The organism is Roseateles sp. (assembly GCF_049240545.1).
GTDB lineage: Bacteria > Pseudomonadota > Gammaproteobacteria > Burkholderiales > Burkholderiaceae_C > Paucibacter_A.
The window spans coordinates 77,586-97,020 of record NZ_JBMLSK010000371.1; the positions used below are offsets into that span (position 1 = coordinate 77,586).

General features: G+C 63.1%; 19 protein-coding genes. 9 read left to right on the plus strand and 10 right to left on the minus strand.

The genetic code is table 11. The annotated features are described in order from the left end of the window. Positions 1-128: 128 nt before the first annotated feature. The 3 genes from ACOVRJ_RS22355 to ACOVRJ_RS22365 are packed head-to-tail and all read right to left on the minus strand — an operon-like array spanning position 129 to position 2,993. Positions 129-1,556 carry an NAD(P)(+) transhydrogenase (Re/Si-specific) subunit beta gene (locus tag ACOVRJ_RS22355; protein WP_422046025.1) on the minus strand — a complete coding sequence of 476 codons (1,428 nt, stop codon included), beginning with the start codon at positions 1,554-1,556 and terminating at the stop codon, positions 129-131. Then, positions 1,553-1,870 (minus strand): NAD(P) transhydrogenase subunit alpha, encoded by a 318-nt coding sequence (locus ACOVRJ_RS22360; protein WP_422046026.1) that lies wholly within the window; start codon positions 1,868-1,870, stop codon positions 1,553-1,555. Before ACOVRJ_RS22360 ends, ACOVRJ_RS22355 begins: the two co-directional genes overlap by 4 nt. A 4-nt stretch (positions 1,871-1,874) precedes the next feature. Further along, entirely contained in the window at positions 1,875-2,993 is a 1,119-nt protein-coding gene (locus ACOVRJ_RS22365; RefSeq protein ID WP_422046027.1) for a Re/Si-specific NAD(P)(+) transhydrogenase subunit alpha, read from the minus strand. Between the two features lie 150 nt (positions 2,994-3,143). On the opposite strand from ACOVRJ_RS22365, the gene ACOVRJ_RS22370 reads away from it, so the two are divergent. Continuing rightward, complete coding sequence (locus tag ACOVRJ_RS22370; RefSeq protein ID WP_422046028.1) at positions 3,144-3,647, plus strand: NUDIX hydrolase; 504 nt, start codon at positions 3,144-3,146, stop codon at positions 3,645-3,647. Here the strand turns inward: ACOVRJ_RS22370 and ACOVRJ_RS22375 are convergent. After that, positions 3,634-4,554, minus strand: a complete 921-nt coding sequence (locus ACOVRJ_RS22375) for a DUF535 family protein (protein ID WP_422046029.1) — start codon at positions 4,552-4,554, stop codon at positions 3,634-3,636. The genes ACOVRJ_RS22370 and ACOVRJ_RS22375 overlap by 14 nt on opposite strands. 110 nt (positions 4,555-4,664) lie before the next feature. On the opposite strand from ACOVRJ_RS22375, the gene mnmA reads away from it, so the two are divergent. The 3 genes from mnmA (at position 4,665) to ACOVRJ_RS22390 (ending at position 7,805) form a co-directional block, all read left to right on the plus strand. Further along, positions 4,665-5,807 (plus strand): tRNA 2-thiouridine(34) synthase MnmA, encoded by a 1,143-nt coding sequence (mnmA, locus tag ACOVRJ_RS22380; protein WP_422046030.1) that lies wholly within the window; start codon positions 4,665-4,667, stop codon positions 5,805-5,807. A 76-nt stretch (positions 5,808-5,883) separates the two neighbouring features. Beyond that, a complete protein-coding gene (locus ACOVRJ_RS22385) occupies positions 5,884-7,143 on the plus strand; it encodes a sensor histidine kinase (protein WP_422046031.1) in 1,260 nt (419 codons plus the stop codon). Further along, positions 7,140-7,805, plus strand: a complete 666-nt coding sequence (locus ACOVRJ_RS22390) for a response regulator (RefSeq protein WP_422046032.1) — start codon at positions 7,140-7,142, stop codon at positions 7,803-7,805. Before ACOVRJ_RS22385 ends, ACOVRJ_RS22390 begins: the two co-directional genes overlap by 4 nt. 83 nt (positions 7,806-7,888) lie before the next feature. Here ACOVRJ_RS22390 and ACOVRJ_RS22395 read toward each other — a convergent pair whose 3' ends face one another. Continuing rightward, positions 7,889-8,461, minus strand: coding sequence for a CAP domain-containing protein (locus tag ACOVRJ_RS22395; protein WP_422046033.1), 573 nt, complete (start codon positions 8,459-8,461; stop codon positions 7,889-7,891). A gap of 120 nt (positions 8,462-8,581) precedes the next feature. Here ACOVRJ_RS22395 and ACOVRJ_RS22400 point away from each other — a divergent pair, with 120 nt between their 5' ends. Genes ACOVRJ_RS22400 through ACOVRJ_RS22420 form a run of 5 tightly spaced genes read left to right on the plus strand, consistent with a single transcriptional unit; the run spans position 8,582 to position 13,447 of the window. Then, positions 8,582-9,847 carry an efflux RND transporter periplasmic adaptor subunit gene (locus ACOVRJ_RS22400; RefSeq protein WP_422046034.1) on the plus strand — a complete coding sequence of 422 codons (1,266 nt, stop codon included), beginning with the start codon at positions 8,582-8,584 and terminating at the stop codon, positions 9,845-9,847. A 4-nt stretch (positions 9,848-9,851) separates the two neighbouring features. Next, the gene (locus tag ACOVRJ_RS22405; RefSeq protein ID WP_422046035.1) at positions 9,852-10,553 is read left to right on the plus strand and encodes an ABC transporter ATP-binding protein; all 702 of its coding nucleotides are present in this window, start codon (positions 9,852-9,854) and stop codon (positions 10,551-10,553) included. A gap of 25 nt (positions 10,554-10,578) precedes the next feature. Further along, positions 10,579-11,736: an ABC transporter permease gene (locus ACOVRJ_RS22410; RefSeq protein ID WP_422046036.1), complete on the plus strand. Its 1,158-nt coding sequence runs from the start codon at positions 10,579-10,581 to the stop codon at positions 11,734-11,736. Then, the gene (locus ACOVRJ_RS22415; RefSeq protein ID WP_422046037.1) at positions 11,733-12,902 is read left to right on the plus strand and encodes an ABC transporter permease; all 1,170 of its coding nucleotides are present in this window, start codon (positions 11,733-11,735) and stop codon (positions 12,900-12,902) included. The genes ACOVRJ_RS22410 and ACOVRJ_RS22415 overlap by 4 nt, the downstream gene beginning before the upstream one ends. Positions 12,903-12,910: 8 nt before the next feature. Continuing rightward, complete coding sequence (locus tag ACOVRJ_RS22420) at positions 12,911-13,447, plus strand: hypothetical protein (protein ID WP_422046038.1); 537 nt, start codon at positions 12,911-12,913, stop codon at positions 13,445-13,447. Positions 13,448-13,563: 116 nt separating this feature from the next. Here ACOVRJ_RS22420 and ACOVRJ_RS22425 read toward each other — a convergent pair whose 3' ends face one another. From ACOVRJ_RS22425 to ACOVRJ_RS22445, 5 genes are all read right to left on the minus strand, one after another. Then, positions 13,564-16,740 carry a S8 family serine peptidase gene (locus ACOVRJ_RS22425; RefSeq protein ID WP_422046039.1) on the minus strand — a complete coding sequence of 1,059 codons (3,177 nt, stop codon included), beginning with the start codon at positions 16,738-16,740 and terminating at the stop codon, positions 13,564-13,566. A gap of 66 nt (positions 16,741-16,806) precedes the next feature. Continuing rightward, entirely contained in the window at positions 16,807-17,469 is a 663-nt protein-coding gene (locus ACOVRJ_RS22430) for an NF038120 family PEP-CTERM protein (protein WP_422046040.1), read from the minus strand. 455 nt (positions 17,470-17,924) lie between these two features. After that, entirely contained in the window at positions 17,925-18,497 is a 573-nt protein-coding gene (locus ACOVRJ_RS22435) for a type II secretion system protein (protein WP_422046041.1), read from the minus strand. Positions 18,498-18,502: 5 nt separating this feature from the next. Next, on the minus strand, positions 18,503-18,988 hold the full coding sequence (locus tag ACOVRJ_RS22440; RefSeq protein ID WP_422046042.1) for a type II secretion system protein: 486 nt from the start codon (positions 18,986-18,988) through the stop codon (positions 18,503-18,505). Continuing rightward, positions 18,930-19,424 carry a type II secretion system protein gene (locus ACOVRJ_RS22445; protein WP_422046043.1) on the minus strand — a complete coding sequence of 165 codons (495 nt, stop codon included), beginning with the start codon at positions 19,422-19,424 and terminating at the stop codon, positions 18,930-18,932. The genes ACOVRJ_RS22440 and ACOVRJ_RS22445 overlap by 59 nt, the downstream gene beginning before the upstream one ends. Positions 19,425-19,435 lie beyond the last annotated feature (11 nt).

The following is a 19,435-nucleotide window of genomic DNA, read 5'->3' on the forward strand; positions in this document are numbered from 1 at the left end:
CCGATCGTTTGGGACGGATTCTCTCCGATGCCAGGCCGCGAATGGCTCAGGGGATTCGATAGCGCAACTAGGGAGCGCACCTTAAAAGTGCATGAGCTGCCCCTGTATCGGGGATCATGCACAGGCACTCACTCCACCGCCTTCACCAAATCCTCCACCACCTTCTTCGCATCGCCAAAGACCATCATGGTCTTGTCCATGTAGAAGAGTTCGTTGTCCAGACCCGCGTAACCCGAGGCCATGGAGCGCTTGTTGACGATGATGGTTTTGGCTTTGTAGGCCTCAAGAATCGGCATGCCGTAGATGGGGCTGCCTTTGACGTGGGCGGCGGGGTTCACCACATCGTTGGCGCCGAGGATGATGGCCACGTCGGCTTGCGCGAATTCGGCGTTGATGTCTTCCATCTCGAACACCTGCTCATACGGCACCTCGGCCTCGGCCAGCAGCACATTCATATGGCCGGGCATGCGGCCCGCCACCGGGTGGATGGCGTATTTGACGGTCACGCCCTTCTCGGTCAGCTTGTGCGCCAGTTCTTTCACCGCATGCTGGGCGCGCGCCACGGCCAGGCCGTAGCCGGGCACGATGATCACGGTTTCGGCATTGCCCAAGATGAAAGCCGCATCGTCGGCGCTGCCGCTCTTGACCGAGCGCTGCACCGCCCCGCCCGCCGAGGCTTCTGCGGCGTCGCCTCCAAAGCCACCCAGGATCACATTGAAGAAACTGCGGTTCATGGCTTTGCACATGATGTAGCTGAGGATAGCACCCGAGCTGCCCACCAAGGACCCAGCAATGATCAGCATGGCGTTGTTCAGCGAGAAGCCGATGCCGGCCGCCGCCCAACCCGAATAGCTGTTCAGCATTGAGACCACCACCGGCATATCGGCACCGCCGATGGGGATGATCAGCAAGACGCCCAGCGCGAAGCCCAGCACAAGAATGGTGATGAAGGCGGCCCAGGATTGGGTTTCCCAGAAGCCGTAGCAACTGATCAGCGCTGCCAAGCCCAGCGCAAGATTGAGCTTGTGCTGGCCGGCAAAGGACACCGGTGCCCCCTGAAAGAGGCGGAACTTGTACTTGCCCGAGAGCTTGCCAAAGGCGATCACCGAGCCGCTGAAAGTGACGGCGCCAATGAAGGCACCCAGCGCCAGCTCGATTCGGTTGCCACCGGGGATGCGCATGCTGCCCGCTGAAGTAATGCCAAAGGCCGCCGGTTCCAACACCGCAGTCGCCGCGATGAAAACCGCCGCCAGGCCGATCATGCTGTGCATAAAGGCGACCAACTCGGGCATCTTGGTCATCTCGACTTTTTGCGCCATATAGGCACCCAAGCCGCCCCCAAGCACCAAGCCGGCCAGCACATAAGTCAAGCCAAAAGCGCTGCCATGGGCCAACTTGACGATCAGCGCGGCCGTGGTCACGGCGGCAATCGCCATGCCGGCCATGCCAAAGAGATTGCCGCGAATCGAGGTGGTCGGATGCGACAAGCCCTTCAAGGCCTGGATGAAGAAGACGCTGGCGACCAGGTACAGCAGGGTGACAAGATTCATGCTCATGGCTTGGCCTCCTCGGACTTCTTCTTGTCCTTCTTCTTGAACATCTCCAGCATGCGGCGCGTCACCAAGAAGCCGCCGAAGACATTCACCGCCGCCAGCGCCACCGCCAGCGTGCCCATGAGCTTGCCCAAATCGGTGACGGTCAAGGCGGCGGCCAACATGGCACCGACGATGACAATGGCCGAGATCGCATTGGTCACAGCCATCAAGGGCGTATGCAAAGCAGGGGTTACCGTCCAGACCACGTGGTAGCCCACATAGATAGCCAGCACGAAGATGATCAGATTGGTGATGGTGGGATCGACAAATTCCATGGCGTCAGGCCTTTCGAGTCACTTCACCGGCCTGGGTCACCAAGCAGGCTGCAACGATGTCGTCATCCATGGGCACTTGGAAAGTGCCCTCCTTGCTGATGACCAGTTTCAAAAAGTCGAGGATGTTGCGGGCATAAAGCGCCGAAGCATCGGCCGCCACCAGGGCCGGCAGATTGGTCTCGCCGACCAAGGTCACGCCATGCTTGACCACTGTGGTGCCGGCCTCGGTCAGCGGGCAGTTGCCGCCGTTCGGCGCGGCCAAGTCCACAATCACCGAGCCGGGCTTCATGCTCTTGACCATGTCTTCGCTGACCAGCACCGGCGCGGCGCGGCCGGGGATCAAGGCGGTGGTGATGACCACATCGGCCTGCGCCACACGCTTGGCCACTTCGACTTTTTGACGGTCCAGCCAGCTCTGCGGCATCGGCCGGGCATAACCGCCCACACCGACGGCGGCTTCTTTCTCCTCATCGGTCTCATAAGCCACATCGATGAACTTGGCGCCCAAGGATTCGACCTGTTCCTTGACCGAGGGCCGCACATCCGAGGCCTCGATCACCGCGCCGAGACGCTTGGCGGTTGCAATCGCCTGCAAGCCGGCCACGCCCACGCCCAAAATGACCACCCGCGCGGCCTTGACCGTGCCGGCCGCCGTCATCAGCATGGGGAAAAAGCGCTGGTATTTGTCAGCGGCAATCATCACCGCCTTGTAGCCGGCGATATTGGCCTGGCTGGACAAGACATCCATGCTCTGCGCCCGCGATGTACGCGGCGCTGCTTCCAGGGCAAAAGAGGTCAACCCTGCCGAAGCCATGGCTTGCAAGCCATCTCGGTCAAAGGGATTGAGCATGCCCACCAAGGCCGTGCCGGTTTTGATCAGGGCCAACTCTTCGGCGTTGGGGCTTTTGACCTTGAGCAGCAAGTCGGCCGCAAAGGCCTGGGCACGATCGACAATCTCGGCGCCGACGGCGGTGTAAGCCTCGTCGGTCACGCTGGCGCCCAAACCGGCGCCGCGCTCGATGCGCAAGACATGACCCTGGGCCTTCAGCTTCTTGACCGTTTCCGGCGTGGCAGCCACGCGCGTCTCTCCGGCCGCACTTTCGCGCGGAACTCCTATCAGCATGGACGTTTCCCTCCTGCGCAGCAATGGCGCCGAACTGTCTTGCAACAAAGGATCATCAAAAGGCGATGCCGCCCCGGATGCTTGCAACGAGCTTACACAATAGAGCCGCTATGTGACACCCGGGCATCCCTGGGGAACAAGGAGTCGTGAATGTCAAACAACAGCGAACGCTGGAAGCCAGCGGTCACCGTCGCCGCGGTGATTGAAGACCGTGGGCGCTTTCTGTTAGTAGAAGAAGAAACCCCCGAGGGCCTGCAGCTGAACAACCCGGCAGGCCATCTGGACCCGGGGGAATCGCCCATGCAAGCGGTGGTGCGCGAAGCCTTGGAAGAGACCGCCCGACACTTCCTGCCCGAGGCTTTGCTGGGCATTTATATGGCCCGCTTCGTGCGCCCGGCACGATTAGAGGATGTCACCTATGTGCGTCTGGCCTTCACCGGAACGGTGGGTGAGGCCATTGCCGGCCAGGCCTTGGACCGCGGCATTGTGCGCACGGTGTGGATGACAGCCGAAGAATTGCGCGCCAGCGCCCCTCGGCATCGCAGCCCTTTGGTCTTGCGCTGTGTAGAAGACCATCTGAGCGGGCGCCGCCTGCCGCTGGAGGCGATTCAGGTCGATGCCTCGCTGTATGCGCCCTTGATCAAGTCGAACTAGCGGCGGCCGGGCCTGCTTGCAAGCCCTCAAGTCGCTGGGCCAAGCCGGCATACATCTCATCAAAGAGCGCAAACTTGCGCTTCACCTCGGCGCGCTTCTTCGAGGCCACCTCGGCCAAATCAGGCGCCGGCACCTCGGCGCAGCGCAGCTCGAACTGGCGCGAATCGCCTTGGGTGGCCCCCAACTCGGTCCACATCGTGTCGTAGTCAGACGTGATCTTGCGGCGACGCCAAGGGTTCAGCGCGATGCGCTCGCGGTTGCTGATCAAGAGCAGCTTCTCGCAGCCCATCAAGAGCCCGATTTGACGCACCGCCTGCACCAAGACGGCCGAAGGCCGCGCACCGTAAAAGTCGCGCGTGGCCTTCTTCACCGCCTCGCGCGCACCGTCGGAATTGCCGCCTTGCAAACGGCCAATGGCCACACAAGGACGTCCCTGGCGCTGCAAAAACAAGAAGGAGGCGTTGAACACCATCTCGGTGCCCAGCATCAGGCGCAAACACAGCTCGCCTTCGCGGTGGCCTTCGTGCACGGCGGACAGCTCCAGCTGAAACTTCTCGCCCGATTTGCCCTCGAACTCACACAGGGTCTGGTTCTGCAAAGCCGAGGCGGCCAAGAGATCGGACCAGCCATGATTGATCAAAAAGCTGTAATGCTCGATCAACAGATCCACCCGGCTGGCGCAGCCCAGCTGGGTCGAGAAATAGGGTCGGTAGATCTTGGTCAGCAGCTTGGGGTGCACGCTCAAGGCGCCGCCCAGCATTGGGTGTTGATCCACAAAGGCCAGCCAGCGGCGGGTGGACTCCGGGTGCAGCAGCGCGCCGGCGTAGATCTTGGCCTTGTCCTTGAAGCCAATGCGCTCCCCCAGCGCGGAGATTCGCGAGGCTATCTTTAAGGGGCGCTGGGTCATGGGGCTGGGCTCGGTGGCTGGGCGCAAAAGACGCGCCTAAGGAAAGTGGCGCGATTGTAGAAGCAGGGGTCACGGCGCAAAGGCGCAGCCCATGCGGGACAATTCAGGCCATGAACCACAAGCAACGCATCGTCGTCGGGCTCTCCGGCGGCGTGGACTCCGCCGTCACCGCCTACCTCTTGAAAAAACAGGGCCATGAGGTGGTCGGCATTTTCATGAAGAACTGGGAAGACGACGACAGCGATGACGAGAACGGCAAGTACTGCTCGTCCAATATCGACTTCGTTGATGCGGCCGCCGTGGCCGATGTGATCGGGATCGAGATCGAGCATGTCAACTTCGCCGCCGACTACAAAGACCGGGTCTTTGCCGCATTTCTGAGCGAATACCAGGCCGGGCGCACCCCCAACCCCGACATCCTGTGCAATGCCGAGATCAAGTTCAAAGCTTTTCTCGACCATGCGATGCGCTTGGGCGCCGACAAGATCGCCACCGGCCACTATGCGCGCGTCCGCGAGTTCGAAGGTCAAACCCAGTTGTTGAAAGGCGTGGACAACAGCAAGGACCAAAGCTACTTCTTGCACCGCCTGAACCAGGCTCAGCTGGCCAAGACCTTGTTCCCGGTGGGCGAGCTGCACAAGACCGAGGTGCGCCGCATTGCCGAAGAAATCGGTCTGCCGAATGCGAAGAAGAAAGACTCCACCGGCATTTGCTTCATCGGCGAGCGGCCATTCCGGGAGTTTTTGAACCGCTATCTGGCCCACAAGCCCGGCCCCATCAAAGACGAACGCGGCCGCAAGCTGGGCGAGCATCTGGGCCTGTCCTTCTACACCTTGGGCCAGCGTCAGGGCCTGGGCATTGGCGGGGTCAAAGAAAAAGGCGCGGCGCGCGGCGGCGGCGATCACTCGCCCTGGTTTGTGGCGCGCAAAGACATGGCGAACAACACGCTCTATGTGGTGCAAGGCCATGAGCACCCCTGGCTGCTGAGCCAAAGCCTGATCGCCGATGACATCGCTTGGACCAGCGCGCCGCCCAAGTTCGGCGGTTTCGGCGCCAAGAGCCGCTATCGCCAAGCCGATGCGGCCTGCGCCTTCTCGCCCGACACCCCGGTGCCCGGGCAGTTCCGGCTTGACTTTGCCCAAGCGCAGTGGGCCGTCACGCCGGGCCAAAGCGCGGTGCTGTATGACGGCGAGGTTTGTTTGGGCGGCGGCGTGATCGCTCAGGCCATACCCTTAGACAAGGGGTCAGCATGACCAAGGGCACGGGTCAGCAGCCACGGGCTGTGGCACCCTTGCCGACCCTTTCAGCCTAGCCGCCCCGCTCCCTCTTTTGAACACGCTCGATCGCCAGCTTGACCGCATCGCCCAACCCGGCGTGGTGCTGCGCATTGCCGTGTTGGCCGTCTGCCTGCTGGAGCTGACGGCCACGGTGGCCAGCCTGCTGGGCTATCGCAGCGATGCCTATGACGGTGCGGTGGCCGCGATCTATCTGCGCCTGGGCGGAGCCAGCAATGACCCGCAGCTGTTGATCGGCTGCTTCGCGCTGGTGCTCTTGTTCGCCTGGGCTTACTGGCGGCTGGCTGTCATCGGCAGCGCCGATCAGCCGCCCCGCCATGCCTTGACGCGCCTCGTCTTGATTGATGTGCTGGCGATCTGCGTGACCCCGGGCCTTCCTTTCTTGGTCACCGCGCTGGCCGCCGTGGTCTTGCCCTCGCGCGCGGCCTTCCTCTTCGGACTGGCGCAGATCGGCGTCAGCCTACTCTTGAACGCCCTGTTGCCGCTGGCCGAGCCGGTGGCCGCCAGCGGACCCTCGGCGATTCCGGCCTGGCTGGATGGACTGGGCCTGGTGATGGCCATGGTGGCCCTGCATGGCATGGCTTTTGGCCTGGGCCGCATGGCCGCCGCCGAGGCCGAGAAGCGCCGCTGGCTGCAGGTAATGCTGGCCGAACGCATGAGTGCCGAGCAATTGCAGGCCGAGCAGCTGCGCTACAGCGAACGCACCCTGATGGCGCGCGAGCTGCACGATGTGGTGGGCCACCATCTGACCGCGCTCAATCTGCAGCTGCAGCTGGGCGGCGCCCTTTTGCACCGAGGCAAGACCGAGGGCGCCGGCCAGGCGGTGGAAAAGGCGCGCGAGTGCGCAGCCCAGCTGCTGGCCGATGTGCGCGAAGCGGTGTCGCAACAACGTGGCTCCCAGCGCATTGACCTCAGCGCCGCGCTGCAAGCCCTGGCCGAAGGCATTGCGCTGATCCGCATCGAACTCGACATCGCCCCCGCCGCGCGCGACCTCAGCCCGCGCGTCGCTCATGCGCTCTTGCGCTGCGTGCAAGAGGCGGTCACCAATAGCGTGCGGCATGCGCAAGCGTCCCGGGTTCACATCGGCTTGAGCGTGCAAACGCGACCGGACGGCAACGCTGCCGAAGAGATCCGCGTCAGCATCGACGATGATGGCAAAGGCGCCCCCCGCCTGACCCCGGGCAATGGCTTGCAAGGCATGGCCGAACGGATGGCCGAGTTGGGCGGCAGCATGCAAGTGCTGCGCAACCAGCCCGGCTTCAAAATTGAACTGCGCTGCCCAAGGACTGTATGAAAACCACTGAAATCAAACTGCTGCTGGTGGAAGACCAGCAACTGGTGCGCGAAGCCTTGAAGGGCTTGCTGGCCCTCAGCGATGAAATCCGCATCGTCGGCGAGGCCTGCGACGGCGCCGAAGCCTTGGAGCAAATCACCTCCTTGGGCCTGGAGCAAATGCCCGATGTGATCCTCTCGGACATGCGCATGCCGCGGCTCGACGGCCTGGGCCTGATCCGCGCCCTGGCGGCGCGCGCGCTGAATGTGCCGGTGGTGCTGCTGACCACGTTTGACGACTCCAGCGCCTTTGACGAAGCGGTGCGCTCCGGTGCACGCGGCTTCTTGCTCAAGGCCATCAGCCCCGACACCTTGCTGCAAGCGCTGCGCGACGTGGCCGATGGCGGCACCGCGCTGCGCCCCTCGCTGACCACCCGCATGGAGCGCCCGGTCAAAGAAGGCGAGCGCGCCTTTGTGGCGACCGAGCAGCCCGATCCGCTCTCGCCCAAAGAGCTGCAGGTCTTGCGCCTGGTGGCCAGCGGCCGCAGCAATACCGAGATTGCCGCCTTGCTGGGCAATAGCGAAGGCGTGATCAAGAACCACTGCTCGGCCATCTTCTCCAAGATGGGCGTGCGCGACCGCACCCAGGCGGTGCTGCGCGCGATTGACCTCGGCTGGATTTGAAGGACGCAGGCTGTTCGCGCGGCGGCCGATTGACTTGCCGACCGCAAGCTACAAAACCTGAATATTTTCGGGCCTCAGGCGATTCAACGCGGCGGCTGCCAAGCCTCTTCCGCCACTCGCCCCAGATTCATCACCCAATAGCGCTGAAAGCGCCCGGGGCCGAGCACACAGGCCATGCCCACCTCGGTGAACTCGACCTGCATCAAATTGTCGCAATGCTTGGCACTGGTGGCCCAGGTTTGCAAGACCTCCTCCAGACTCTCTTGTCCGGCTGCCAGGTTCTCGCCGGCGCGCTGAGCCGCGTAGCCATTGCGCCGCAGGCGCTCCCGCAATCCTGTGCCCTGCGGGCTCAGGTGGCGGAGTTCATCACCTTGCGACAGATCCGCCGCATGCCGGCGCGCCGAACTGGCCAGACGCGCATCCCAGCGCAAAGGACCACCGGCCGCACGCATGGCGCCGCCACAGGTCCGCGTTTGGGCGCGCAAAGCATTCAGCGTTTCGAGCACCCGCTGCGGCACGACCTGAGCGTCGCAGCCGGCAGCCGCTTCTTGGCCCATTTCCGAGGCACCCGAGGCGCCCGAGGCGCTCAAAGGCGATCCGCCAACAGCCATCAGCAAGGGCAAGACACACCGCAGAGAAAAAATTCTGAACACCATCAATAGCGCTTGAACAACCGACGAGCATCCTACCCGCAAGGCTGAAACACCCGGTGCAGAACACCCGAGCAAAACTGTGCACAATCCGCCTAACCTCGAATTCAAGGCAACGCTGACACCATGGCAGACGCAAACCCCTCCTCGCTGGGCCAATTGAAGATCGACCGCCAGACGACCGGCTTGAAACGCCGTCGCAAGACTTGGCCGCTTTGGTTGGGCGGGGCCCTGGGGCTGGCCGTGGCCGCGATGGTGTTGAAGCCCTCCAAGCCCGAAGTGCAGGCCAGCACCGTGCTGCAAAGCTACCCCTCGCAGCAATACCTGCAGCTCACCGCCTCCGGCTATGTGGTGGCCCAGCGTCGCGCTGCCGTGGCCTCCAAGGGCAGCGGTCGCTTGGTCGAGTTGTATGTGCGCGAGGGCAGCCTGCTGAAGAAGGGCGACCTCATCGCCAAGCTCGACGCCAGCGATGTGCAAGCCGCCATCGGCACCGCCCTGGCCGGGGTGCGCCAGGCCGAGGCTGGCCAGCGTCAAGCCGAGGCTCAGGCGCGCCAAGCCCAAGTCGAGTTTGCCAATGCCGAGGCCGAGATGCAGCGCAGCAAGAGTCTGCAAGCGCAAGGCTTTGTCTCGGCCCAGGCCTTGGACGCCAACCAGCGCCGGCTCGACAGCGCCCGCGCCGCCCAGGCCGCCGCCCAGGCCAGCATTGCGCAAGCGCAGGCCTCGCTGGCCCAGGCGCAGGCAGTGCTGAACGTGCAAAACGTCAACCGCGACTACACCGAGATCCGGGCGCCCTTTGACGGCGTGGTGCTGAACAAAAACGCCAATGTCGGCGACATGATCACGCCCTTCTCCAATGCCAACGGCTCCCAAGGTGCGGTGGTCACCATGGCCGATCTGAGCACGCTGGAGGTCGAGGCCGATGTCTCGGAGGGCAGCTTGGCCAAAGCGACCAAGGGCCAACCGGTCGAGATCACGCTGGACGCCCTGCCCGAGATGCGCTTCACTGGCCAGGTGGCCGGCATCGTGCCCACGGTGGACCGCGCCAAGGCCACCGTCATGACCAAGGTGCGCTTTGACAAGCTGGACCATCGCATCTTGCCGGAAATGAGCGCCAAGGTGAGCTTCTTGTCTCAAGCCGCCAGCGCCGCCGATCAAAAGCCGGTCCTTGCCGTCAACCCCAAGGCCTTGCTCGAGAAAGACGGCAAGCAGTGGCTCTTCCGTATTCAGCGCGAGGGCGAAAAAGAAGTGGTCGAGGCGGTGGAAGTCAAGGCCGGACGCAAGCTGGGCGATGTGCTTGAAGTGAGCGGCGCCGTCAAATCGGGCGAACGCATTGTCTTGGCGCCCTCTGACAAACTGAAGTCTGGTCAGCAAGTCAGCTTGGCGACCAAGTAAGCCCATGAGTGACGCCCTGATCAAGATCCGCGATCTGTCCAAGGCCTATCAGCGCGGCGGCCAGGACATCCCGGTGCTGCTGGACATTCAGCTCGATGTACCGGCCGGCGACTTTGTGGCGCTGATGGGCCCCAGCGGCTCGGGCAAGAGCACCTTGCTGAACCTGATCGCCGGTATCGACCAGCCCAGCAGCGGCCGCATCGAGATTGGCGGCATCGACATCGCCACCTTGAGCGAAAGTCAGTTGGCCGATTGGCGCGCCCACAATGTTGGTTTCATCTTTCAGTTCTACAACCTGCTGCCAGTATTGACAGCGCTGGAGAACGTGGAGCTACCGCTGCTGCTGACCGGCTTGTCGGCACGCCAACGACGCGCGCACGCCGAGGCCGCGCTGGAGATGGTCAAGCTCACCGATCGAATGGATCATTACCCGAACGAACTCTCCGGCGGCCAGCAGCAGCGGGTGGCGATCGCACGCGCCCTGGTCAGCGACCCGATGCTGATCGTCGCCGACGAGCCCACCGGCGACCTGGATCGCACGACCGGCGGCGAAGTGCTGGACCTGCTCGATGAGCTGAACCGCAATCTCGGCAAGACCATCGTCATGGTCACCCACGACCCGAAGGCCGCTGCTCGCGCCCGCCGCATGGTGCATTTGGAAAAAGGCGTGCTGGTCAGCGAAGAAGAACTGGCCCGCCAAGGCTGAAGAAGTCCTCACGAGCGCCGCACCGATGTTCCTCTTCAAGCTGCTGCTGAAAAACGCCTTTCGCCACAAGCTGCGCACCCTGCTGACGCTGGTGGGTCTGGTGGTGGCCATCTGCGCTTTTGGCCTGCTGCGCACCATCATCGACGCTTGGTACGCCGGCGTGGAAGGCTCCAGCAGCACCCGCTTGGTGACCCGCAGCGCCATCTCGCTGACCTTCCCCTTGCCGATGAACTACGGCCAGCGGCTCAAGGGCATCGAAGGCGTCAACAGCATCAGTTGGTCCAACTGGTTTGGCGGGGTCTACATCTCCGAGCGCAATTTCTTCCCGCAGTTTGCCGTCGACCCGGTCAGTTATCTGGCGCTCTACCCCGAGTACCGTTTGAAAGACGAAGAACGGCTGGCCTTTTTGCGCGACCGCCAAGGCGCCATCGTCGGCCGCAAGCTGGCCGACAAATTCGGTTGGCAGGTGGGCGACCAAATCCCGATTCGCGGCACCATCTACCCCGGTACCTGGACCTTCACCCTGCGCGGCATCTGGGACGGCGCCGAGGCCAAGACCGATGAAAGCCAGCTGCTGTTTCACTGGAGCTTTTTGAACGAGTCGATTCGCAAGCGCGCACCCGGCCGGGCTGACTTTGTCGGGGTCTACATCCTCGGCATCAATGAGCCGCAAAACGCCGCGCTGGTGTCGCAGCGGGTCGACGCGAACTTCAAGAACTCACTGGCCGAAACCCTGACCGAAACCGAGTCCGCTTTTCAGCTCAGCTTTGTCTCCATGAGCGAGGCCATCCTGATCGCGATCGAAGCGGTCAGCTACATCATCGTCGTCATCATCATGGCGGTGATGGCCAACACCATGACCATGACCGCCCGAGAGCGGCTGGCCGAGTACGCCACGCTCAAGGCGCTGGGCTTTGCACCCGGTTTTGTGGTGAAGCTCTTGTTTGGCGAAAGTTTGCTGATTGCCTTGCTGGGCGGCCTGGCCGGCTTGGCGCTGACGCTGCCACTGGCAGCCGGCTTCGCCAAGGCAGTGGGCACGCTGTTCCCGGTGTTCCAGGTGTCATCGCTGACCATGAGTTTGCAGATCCTGGCGGCGCTGATTGTGGGCGCGGTGGCCGCTGCCTGGCCTGCGTGGAAGATGAGTCGCATCGACATTGTTCAGGGCCTGAGGCACGTGGCATGAAGGCAATTCCGCTGTCCTACATCGCCCGCAACCTCTGGGTGCGCCGCGTCACCACCTTGCTGACCGCCGGCGGCATGGCCTTGGTGGTCTATGTGTTTGCCACCGTCTTGATGATGAGCGAGGGCATTCGCGCCACCCTGGTCGCCACCGGGCAAGGCGACAATGTGATCGCACTGCGCAAGGGCGCAGGCGCTGAGATCAACAGCGCCATTGAGCGTGGCCAAGCGGCCATCTTGGAAGGCCTGCCCGGCATCGCCACCGATGCCAGCGGCCAGCCCCTCGTCACCAAAGAACCCGTGGTGCTCAACAACCTGCCCAAGCGCGGCAGCGGCAAACCCAGCAATGTGACGGTACGCGGCACCAGCGAACGCGGCCTGCAACTGCGCCCCCAGGTGCAATTGGTCGAGGGCCGCATGTTCCGCCCCGGCACCTCGGAGATCATCACCGGCCGCGCCATTGCCAAAGGCTTTGTCGGCGCCGGCCTGGGCGAAACGCTGCGATTTGCTGGGCGCGACTGGACGGTGGTGGGCGTGTTTGACGCCGGCCGCACCGGCTTTGACTCCGAGATCTGGGGCGATGCCGAGCAAATGCTGCAAGCCTTTCGCCGCAATGCCTTTTCCAGTGTGGTGTTCCGTTTGGCCGACGCAAGCCAGCTGGAAGCCATCAAGACCAAGTTGGCGGACGACCCGCGCATCACCGTCGAATTGAAGCGTGAAACCGTTTTCTACGCCGAGCAAAGCGAGGCGTTGGCCAAGTTCATCAGCATCCTGGGCACCTCGCTCTCGGTGATCTTCTCGATCGGCGCCATCGTCGGCGCCATGATCACCATGTTCGCCGCCGTGGCCTCGCGCATCGGCGAAATCGGCACGCTGCGCGCCCTGGGCTTTCAGCGCAGCGCGGTGCTCTTGGCCTTCATGGGTGAGTCCCTGCTGCTATCGCTGGTGGGCGGCATCATCGGGCTGGGCTTTGCTTCGCTGATGCAAACGGTCAACATCAGCACCACCAATTTCCAGACCTTCTCGGAACTGGCGTTTCAGTTCAAGCTGACGCCGGCCATCGTCTGGCAGACGCTGCTGTTCTCGCTGTTCATGGGTTTTGTCGGCGGTTTCATCCCAGCCTGGCGTGCAGCAAGGTTGAAGATCGTCGATTGCTTGCGGGCCGCTTGAGCCTTGCCATGGCAGCACCGCTTGCCAAGCCGAGCGGTCTGAGCCAGCATGTCGACATGCACCACCCCACACTCACCCCACTTCGAAGCCCGCTTCAACGCACCTTGCACCGATTGCTGGGCGTTGGCGGCCTGTGCCTTTTGTTCGCAGCCACGGCTTGCGCGGAGGATCCGATGAAGACTAGCAAACCCCAGGTCTCCAAGGAGAAGAGCGCGGCGCCCGCCAGCGCTGCCCAGCTGTGGGCGCAGATTCAGGCGGAAGTGGGCGACGCCGCCTGTGACGGCCCGCAGCAATGCCACAGCATCGCCGTCGGCGCCAAGGCCTGCGGCGGGCCCGATGCTTATCTGGCCTGGTCCAGCAAGCGCAGCAACGAGAAAAAACTCAGGTCGCTGGTGGAGCAGCATGCGGCGGCGCGCAAGGCGGAAAACGAGGCCAGCGGCATGATGTCCGATTGCAGACTGGTGACCGACCCCGGCGCCAGCTGTCAAGCCGGACGCTGCACGCTGCTGCCGGCCTCGGCGCTGGGCTCGTCGCTCGCCAAGTAAGGACTGGCCTGCCCCTCCTGGCAGCGATCAAATAAAAAAAGGGCTGCGGCATTTGCCGCAGCCCTTTCTTAACTCAGCCCTCGCTCACGCGCTGGCCGAATCAAGCTCCATCGTGATCAGTCAACCAGGACCGGTGCAGGACGCGAGCTGGTCGCGACCGGCAGCGGATCATTGGTGTTGACTTCCAACAAGGTCGTGGCTTGCACCGTGCCGCCGGACACATAGCTCAGAGCACCCAAGTGACGCTTGCCAGCGGCCAAACCGGACCAGCTCATGGCCACCGAAGCGGTACCACCGGTGAAGACGCGGCTTGGCAACACGGTCTTGAAGTTGCCGGCCACTTCCTCGGTGCCCACCACCCAGCTGGACATGGTGTAGTTCACGCGGCTCAGGCCGTTATCGCTGCCGTAGCCCGCGACGCAGACCTTGTAGGTGCCCGCCACCGGATTGGTGATGGTGACCATTTCGTTAGAGCCGGCCCGCAAGCTGGACCACAGACGAGTGTTGGCACCGTTGATGACCACGATGTCCAGATCGTTACCGCCGCCTTGGGTGGTCTCGGCATCGTAGGTGGCGAAACGTGCCACCATCGTGCCAGCCGGCACCACCACATCGTGGCGCGTCACACCCGGATTGTTGCCAGCCAAGCAAGCGTTAGCAATCTGAATGTTGGTTTCGATCGTGCCATTGCTGCCCACGATGTTCACCGCGCCGTTCGTGCCGGTGGCCGCCTTGAGGCCACCCTTCACGCCCTGCAGAGCGCCAGCAAAGCCGGTGCCGATGGTGAACAACTTGCTGCCGGTTGTGGCCTCGCTGTAAACCGAGCCGATGGCGGCGATCCGGCTGCCACGCACCGTCAAGGGGCTACGCACCTTGCGAACACCATCTTCCCAGGTCAAGGAACCGTAAGCCCAGGTGTCCACCGGCGCGGTCGTGCGGGTCAGCCTGACCGTGTAGGTCTGCTTGGCGCCGGGTTCGATGGTGAAGCTGGCGGGTGTGACCACCACATCGAAACCAGTAGGGGCCACAACCTTGGCGGTGTAGGTCGCGCTGGCGCCGCCGACATTGGTGACGGTACGCGTCAGGGTCTGGGTGCCCAACACATTGCCGGCCGTCAGAGAAGCCAGGTTCAGGTTCTGAGGCGCGATCATGCCCACGGCTTGGCAAGTCGAGGCAGGGTACACGCCCGCATTGATGCCGCACAGGAAGCGTGCGTAGTCGACCTCACCCGCGTCATAAACCAGACCTGGGTCGGTGGCCTTGTTCGGGTCCACATGACCAGCACCCTGGCCCCAAGGCAGGCGGCCGGAAGTCCGGGCGCTGCTGTCCCAAGCCATGGTGCCATTCAAGCCATCGGAGAAGGTGTCGTAGGCCGTGGTCATCAAGGCCGACTTGATCATCGCCGGGGTCCAGTCGGGGTGCTGCTGCTTGAGCACCGCAGCCAAGCCGGCCACATGAGGGCTGGACATGGAGGTGCCGGTGTACAGCGCCCAAGCCTGGGTGGCGGTGATGCCGCTGGCGGCCAGCGCATCGCGTTCCGCTGCGGTCAAATTGGGCGACACGGTGGCCAGAATGTCGGTTCCTGGAGCCGTCAGATCGGGCTTCAGGATGTTGGCATTGGCCACATTCGGTCCGCGTGACGAGGAACCGTTCATCACCGGCGCGTTGACATTCGGGTCAACGATGATGCGAGTGTTGCCCAGGCCAGCGGTACCCGAGGCGTTCGCGGCAAGATAGTTCTTGACCGTTTGGCCGTCCGCCTGGCTCAGGTGCACGGTCGACAACGAATGAGGCGCGTTGATGACACTCTGATTACCGCCGGTCATATTAACGATGATCACACCGGCCGCACCGGCCGTTTTGCCATTGGCGCTCTTGTTGACCAAGGCGTTGCCGCCACGGTCGCACACGAGCACCTTGCCTGCGACCTTGGCCGGATCCAACAAGGGGGATGCGCCGTCCGCAGCACCAAAGCAAAGCGCCAGGTTGGCAGCATTGGCGCCCGACAGGCCAGCGTCCTTGGCCAAGATCAGCTGAGCAGGCGCGGTGCTGGCGTTGCTGGAAGCGCCTTGCAGCTTGGTGTCGTTGCCCAGGGTCACATCGCCGGCAAACAGACGGTTGTGGGTGGAGTTGCCGACGCTGGCATGCCAGGGACCCAGATTGGCGGTGGGCGCAGGCGTGTTTGCCGTTGGGCCCGAGTTGCCGGCCGAGGCCGACACGAAGATACCCGCGTTCGACGCACCCAGGAAGGCCAAAGTCGAGGCGTCGGTGAAGCTGCCGCCGCCGGCCGTGGGGCCGATCGAGTAGTTCAGGACATGAACGCCGTCCTTGATAGCAGCATCAACCGCGGCAATGGTGCTGGAACTGGCGCAACCCTGGCCACCCCAGCACACCTTGTAGCTGGCCATGCGGGCACGGGGCGCCATGCCGGACACATTGCCCAGGGAGATACCTTGCTGAACCACCGGCACGCCGCCATTGCCACCTGCGGTCGAGGCGGTGTGGGAGCCGTGGCCGCCGCGGCCGATCTCGGTGGCATCGCGACCGGAGCGGAACTCGCCGGCGATCAGCGTTTGATCCGGCGTTTGCAGGAAGTGGCGGATACCGATCAGCTTGTTGTTGCAAGCATCGGCGTTGAGGCCTTCGCCCACCACGCACTCACCCTTCCAGCCTTCTGGCGGCGCGTCATACACCAGGGTGCCGCTCTTGTCATGCGTAGGACGGCCTTCGGCATCCACGCGGTCAGCAAAGCTGGGGCTTTCGGGCCAGATGCCGCTGTCCAGCATGCCGATGATGATGCCTTCGCCGGCCTTGCTCTGGCCGCCGGACTTGGCCCACAGGCCCACGCCGGGCTTGTCGATACCCAAGAAAGTCGGGGTGAAGCTGGTGTCGAGCTGATGGATTTCATCGGCCGAGACATTGGCCACACCGCTGTTCTTCTTCAGCGCACGGGCTTCGTCATCGGTCAACATGGCCGCGAAGCCGTTGAATGCCAACTGGTACTTGTGCGAGATATTGGCGGGGTTGACCGATGCCAAGACATTCGCTTGCTGGGTTTCCAGATAGCTGATGTAGGCCTGCACATCGGAGGCGTTCACATCCAGGCGCTGCCCGGCCGCGGGCTTGGTGGCCTGCAGTCCGGCCACACCGCCTGTGTAGGAGGCAACGGGTGGCGCCACCAGTTGCACGATGTAAGAGCGACGGACCTCTTGAGCCTGGCTGGACAGGGCCAAGCTGCTCATCAAGGCCAACACGGCCAGCGATGCGGGGCGGAGTTTTCTCGAAATGCTCATTGTGTGATTCCTAGTCTTGTTCAGTTCAAATTGCTTGTGGCAATACAAGGGAACGAAAAACCAACCTCAAACGGACTTGCGACGACGGCCGGCAAAGAACATGCCGCCCAAGCTGGCCGCGACCAGCGCCAAGCTGGCAGGCTCAGGGATGTCATAGCTGATGTTGTCGATCGCAAACTGGGCTTGGCCCATGGTCAGATCACTGACCGACGAGCAATCACCTTGTTCGGTGTACAGGCAAGCCTTGAATGTGAAGGAAGAGTAGTGGTTGTTTGAAAACGCACCCAGGTTCCAGTTGCTGAATTCGTATTTGCCGTTGGCGTTTTGCAGACCAAAGTCTTGGGAGACGGTGGTGCCATCATCGGCAATCACCATCAACTGACCGACCGAGAATCCGACCAGGCCGTCGACCGGCAGCACAAAGCCGAAATCCAGGCTGCGCAGGTAGGCACGGCGTTCCGTCTGCAGGGTCAGCGAGCCATCGTTCAGGCCCACGTAATAGTTGCTGGCGTTGCCGACCGGGCAAGCAGTAATGGTGCATGAGAATGGATCGCTGCCATTGACGATGACACCGCCCTCGCCCACGGTCAAGCGCTGTTGGCCAAGGTTGAAGCTTTCGCCATTGCCATAGACGTTGGTATTGCCCTCAAACGTCACCACACCGGCCGAAGCCATCGAGCAGGCGGCCGCGGCCGCAATTGCCAAACTCAGTTGAACAAACTTCTTCATGTCTTGCCCTCTTTACCAATGGTTTTGGTGTTGCACACCGCGGTTTGGACCTTGAACCGACTTGGTGGTTACCAGAAGTCTTGGGTCCGGTGAATCAAGCCATGACGGGATGATGAATCCATGCCTTGGCGCGAGTGACCCATTCTCTGGATGTAAAGAACTCACACCATCCCAACTTGCCCGGCCCCCAGGTCGGGGGGGTCTAGGGAATCCCCGGAGCCGGGCGTCACGTTCAGCATCAACGAATGAGTTAGCCCATCGGTGGATTTTTGGGGCTGAGGGCCGGAAATCGGTGATTCTTTGCCCTCGACGGAACGGGCCCGACCTGTGTTCTTGCCCGGTGAAGCTTGATTCCCCGAATCAAGAAGCACGCCCACACAGAGGCGACCGACTCCGCCGATCTGGGCGGTCGACCTCGCCCAAGTCGGCGAAGGGCTGCGCAGCCCCACCCCCGACTAAGGGAGTGGCGCGGAGGCCGCACTGGCGGCGGGGCTGGCTTTTTCGGCGGCAAGTTCCGCATCGGCCCGACTCTGTGCGGTGGCGGCGGCGAAGATCCAGTCTTGCGCCAAGCGCACCGAGCTGCCATCGGGCTGCGATTGGCGCAACAAAGGTGTCTCTGAGCGGCTGTGCACCGCATTGAAGGCGCGCGGGTTGGCCGTGTCGGCCACCAGGGCCCAGTCGGGCTTGCCGGTGAAAGGGTCGGCGTACAGGCGCCGCAGGTGGTGGCGGGTTTTGGCGCCACGCCGGTCTTCCAAGAGGTCTTGCAGACTCAGCGGATATTGCTCGCCCGGGGTGGCAGAAACCTTGGAGTAGCTCAGGATCGCCCGCGCGATTTCACCGCCACGGAACTCCAGCTCACGCTCGCGTTCACGCTGTGCGGCCAAGCTCCAGCTCTGACCCAAGGCGGCCAAGGCCGCCGCGGTGAGGGCAACAAAAAACAGCACAAAGAGATAGCTGAAGCCGGCCTGCCGGGCGCTCATGGCGGCCTGCGGCGAAGCCAAGGTCGCACTCAACTTCTCACCCCGCATCATGCTTACCAATCGGCAAACAAGCGCCCGTCGCTGGCACGACCCGCGGCGCCGCTGCGAACGTCGTAGACCTGGCCGGTGGCCAACGCATCAGGCGGTGGCGCCAGCAGCACCCAGGCCTCACGGTTGCCGGTCAGCGGGTCCTCGGGAATCTCTCGGATGTATCGCGCGCTGACCAGCTCTTCCAAGGAGTCGGGATAACGCCCTTTGTCGGCGGCATATTGATCCAGCGCGTCGCGCATCACCGTCAGTGAGGTCCGCAAGGTGGTTTCGCGCGATTTCTGCAAGCTATTGAAGTAACGCGGTGCCGCGATGGAGGCCAACAAGGCGACGATGGCCATCACCACGATCAGCTCAATCAAGGTGAATCCTGCGGCACGACGCCAAGCGCCGGTTTTTTCGTTCAGGTTTTGCTTCAACATCAAGCCAGCCTCACCAATCGCGGTAGCGCGTACCGTCAAGCGCTCGGCCCTCGGAACGCGAGTAGACATCAAACACATCTTTGCCGGCGCGCGGTTCATCCGGCGGGCTGTCGGCGGCGCGCAGCCCCCAGGTCTCGGCGGGCTCCAGCGTCGCATTGGCAAAGGGATCGCGCGGCAGGCGTCGCAAGAAGTACTGCTTCTTGCCGTCCGCGGTTTTGGCATCGACCACGCCGCTCACCAAGACTTGCAAATTGGGCGGGTAGCCGCTTTCGTCCGCCGCGACCTTCACATGCCCCGCCTCCGCCGCTTTTTTGTAGGCATCGATGGCGCCGCGCAGCGTGCGCAAGCTCATGCGCAGCTCATGCTCCTTGGCTCGCTTGACCGACATCTCCAGCATCGGGCGCGCCGCGCCCGCCAGCATGGCCATGATGGCCAGCACCACCAGCATCTCGATCAGGGTAAAACCGGCCCGCCGGTTCTTGAACCCGTGTGGACGCATTTGCATCAATCGTCCTG

What these genes read in the sequence shown, in the direction of transcription:
- ACOVRJ_RS22430 (WP_422046040.1), bottom strand. Translation starts at nt 17,469, where the DNA reads ATGAAGAAGTTTGTTCAACTGAGTTTGGCAATTGCGGCCGCGGCCGCC.
- ACOVRJ_RS22425 (WP_422046039.1), bottom strand. Translation starts at nt 16,740, where the DNA reads ATGAGCATTTCGAGAAAACTCCGCCCCGCATCGCTGGCCGTGTTGGCC.
- ACOVRJ_RS22415 (WP_422046037.1), top strand. Translation starts at nt 11,733, where the DNA reads ATGAAGGCAATTCCGCTGTCCTACATCGCCCGCAACCTCTGGGTGCGC.
- ACOVRJ_RS22360 (WP_422046026.1), bottom strand. Translation starts at nt 1,870, where the DNA reads ATGGAATTTGTCGATCCCACCATCACCAATCTGATCATCTTCGTGCTG.
- ACOVRJ_RS22395 (WP_422046033.1), bottom strand. Translation starts at nt 8,461, where the DNA reads ATGGTGTTCAGAATTTTTTCTCTGCGGTGTGTCTTGCCCTTGCTGATG.
- ACOVRJ_RS22375 (WP_422046029.1), bottom strand. Translation starts at nt 4,554, where the DNA reads ATGACCCAGCGCCCCTTAAAGATAGCCTCGCGAATCTCCGCGCTGGGG.
- ACOVRJ_RS22365 (WP_422046027.1), bottom strand. Translation starts at nt 2,993, where the DNA reads ATGCTGATAGGAGTTCCGCGCGAAAGTGCGGCCGGAGAGACGCGCGTG.
- ACOVRJ_RS22405 (WP_422046035.1), top strand. Translation starts at nt 9,852, where the DNA reads ATGAGTGACGCCCTGATCAAGATCCGCGATCTGTCCAAGGCCTATCAG.
- ACOVRJ_RS22435 (WP_422046041.1), bottom strand. Translation starts at nt 18,497, where the DNA reads ATGCGGGGTGAGAAGTTGAGTGCGACCTTGGCTTCGCCGCAGGCCGCC.
- mnmA (WP_422046030.1), top strand. Translation starts at nt 4,665, where the DNA reads ATGAACCACAAGCAACGCATCGTCGTCGGGCTCTCCGGCGGCGTGGAC.
- ACOVRJ_RS22400 (WP_422046034.1), top strand. Translation starts at nt 8,582, where the DNA reads ATGGCAGACGCAAACCCCTCCTCGCTGGGCCAATTGAAGATCGACCGC.
- ACOVRJ_RS22370 (WP_422046028.1), top strand. Translation starts at nt 3,144, where the DNA reads ATGTCAAACAACAGCGAACGCTGGAAGCCAGCGGTCACCGTCGCCGCG.
- ACOVRJ_RS22390 (WP_422046032.1), top strand. Translation starts at nt 7,140, where the DNA reads ATGAAAACCACTGAAATCAAACTGCTGCTGGTGGAAGACCAGCAACTG.
- ACOVRJ_RS22410 (WP_422046036.1), top strand. Translation starts at nt 10,579, where the DNA reads ATGTTCCTCTTCAAGCTGCTGCTGAAAAACGCCTTTCGCCACAAGCTG.
- ACOVRJ_RS22420 (WP_422046038.1), top strand. Translation starts at nt 12,911, where the DNA reads ATGGCAGCACCGCTTGCCAAGCCGAGCGGTCTGAGCCAGCATGTCGAC.
- ACOVRJ_RS22440 (WP_422046042.1), bottom strand. Translation starts at nt 18,988, where the DNA reads ATGTCTACTCGCGTTCCGAGGGCCGAGCGCTTGACGGTACGCGCTACC.
- ACOVRJ_RS22445 (WP_422046043.1), bottom strand. Translation starts at nt 19,424, where the DNA reads ATGCAAATGCGTCCACACGGGTTCAAGAACCGGCGGGCCGGTTTTACC.
- ACOVRJ_RS22355 (WP_422046025.1), bottom strand. Translation starts at nt 1,556, where the DNA reads ATGAGCATGAATCTTGTCACCCTGCTGTACCTGGTCGCCAGCGTCTTC.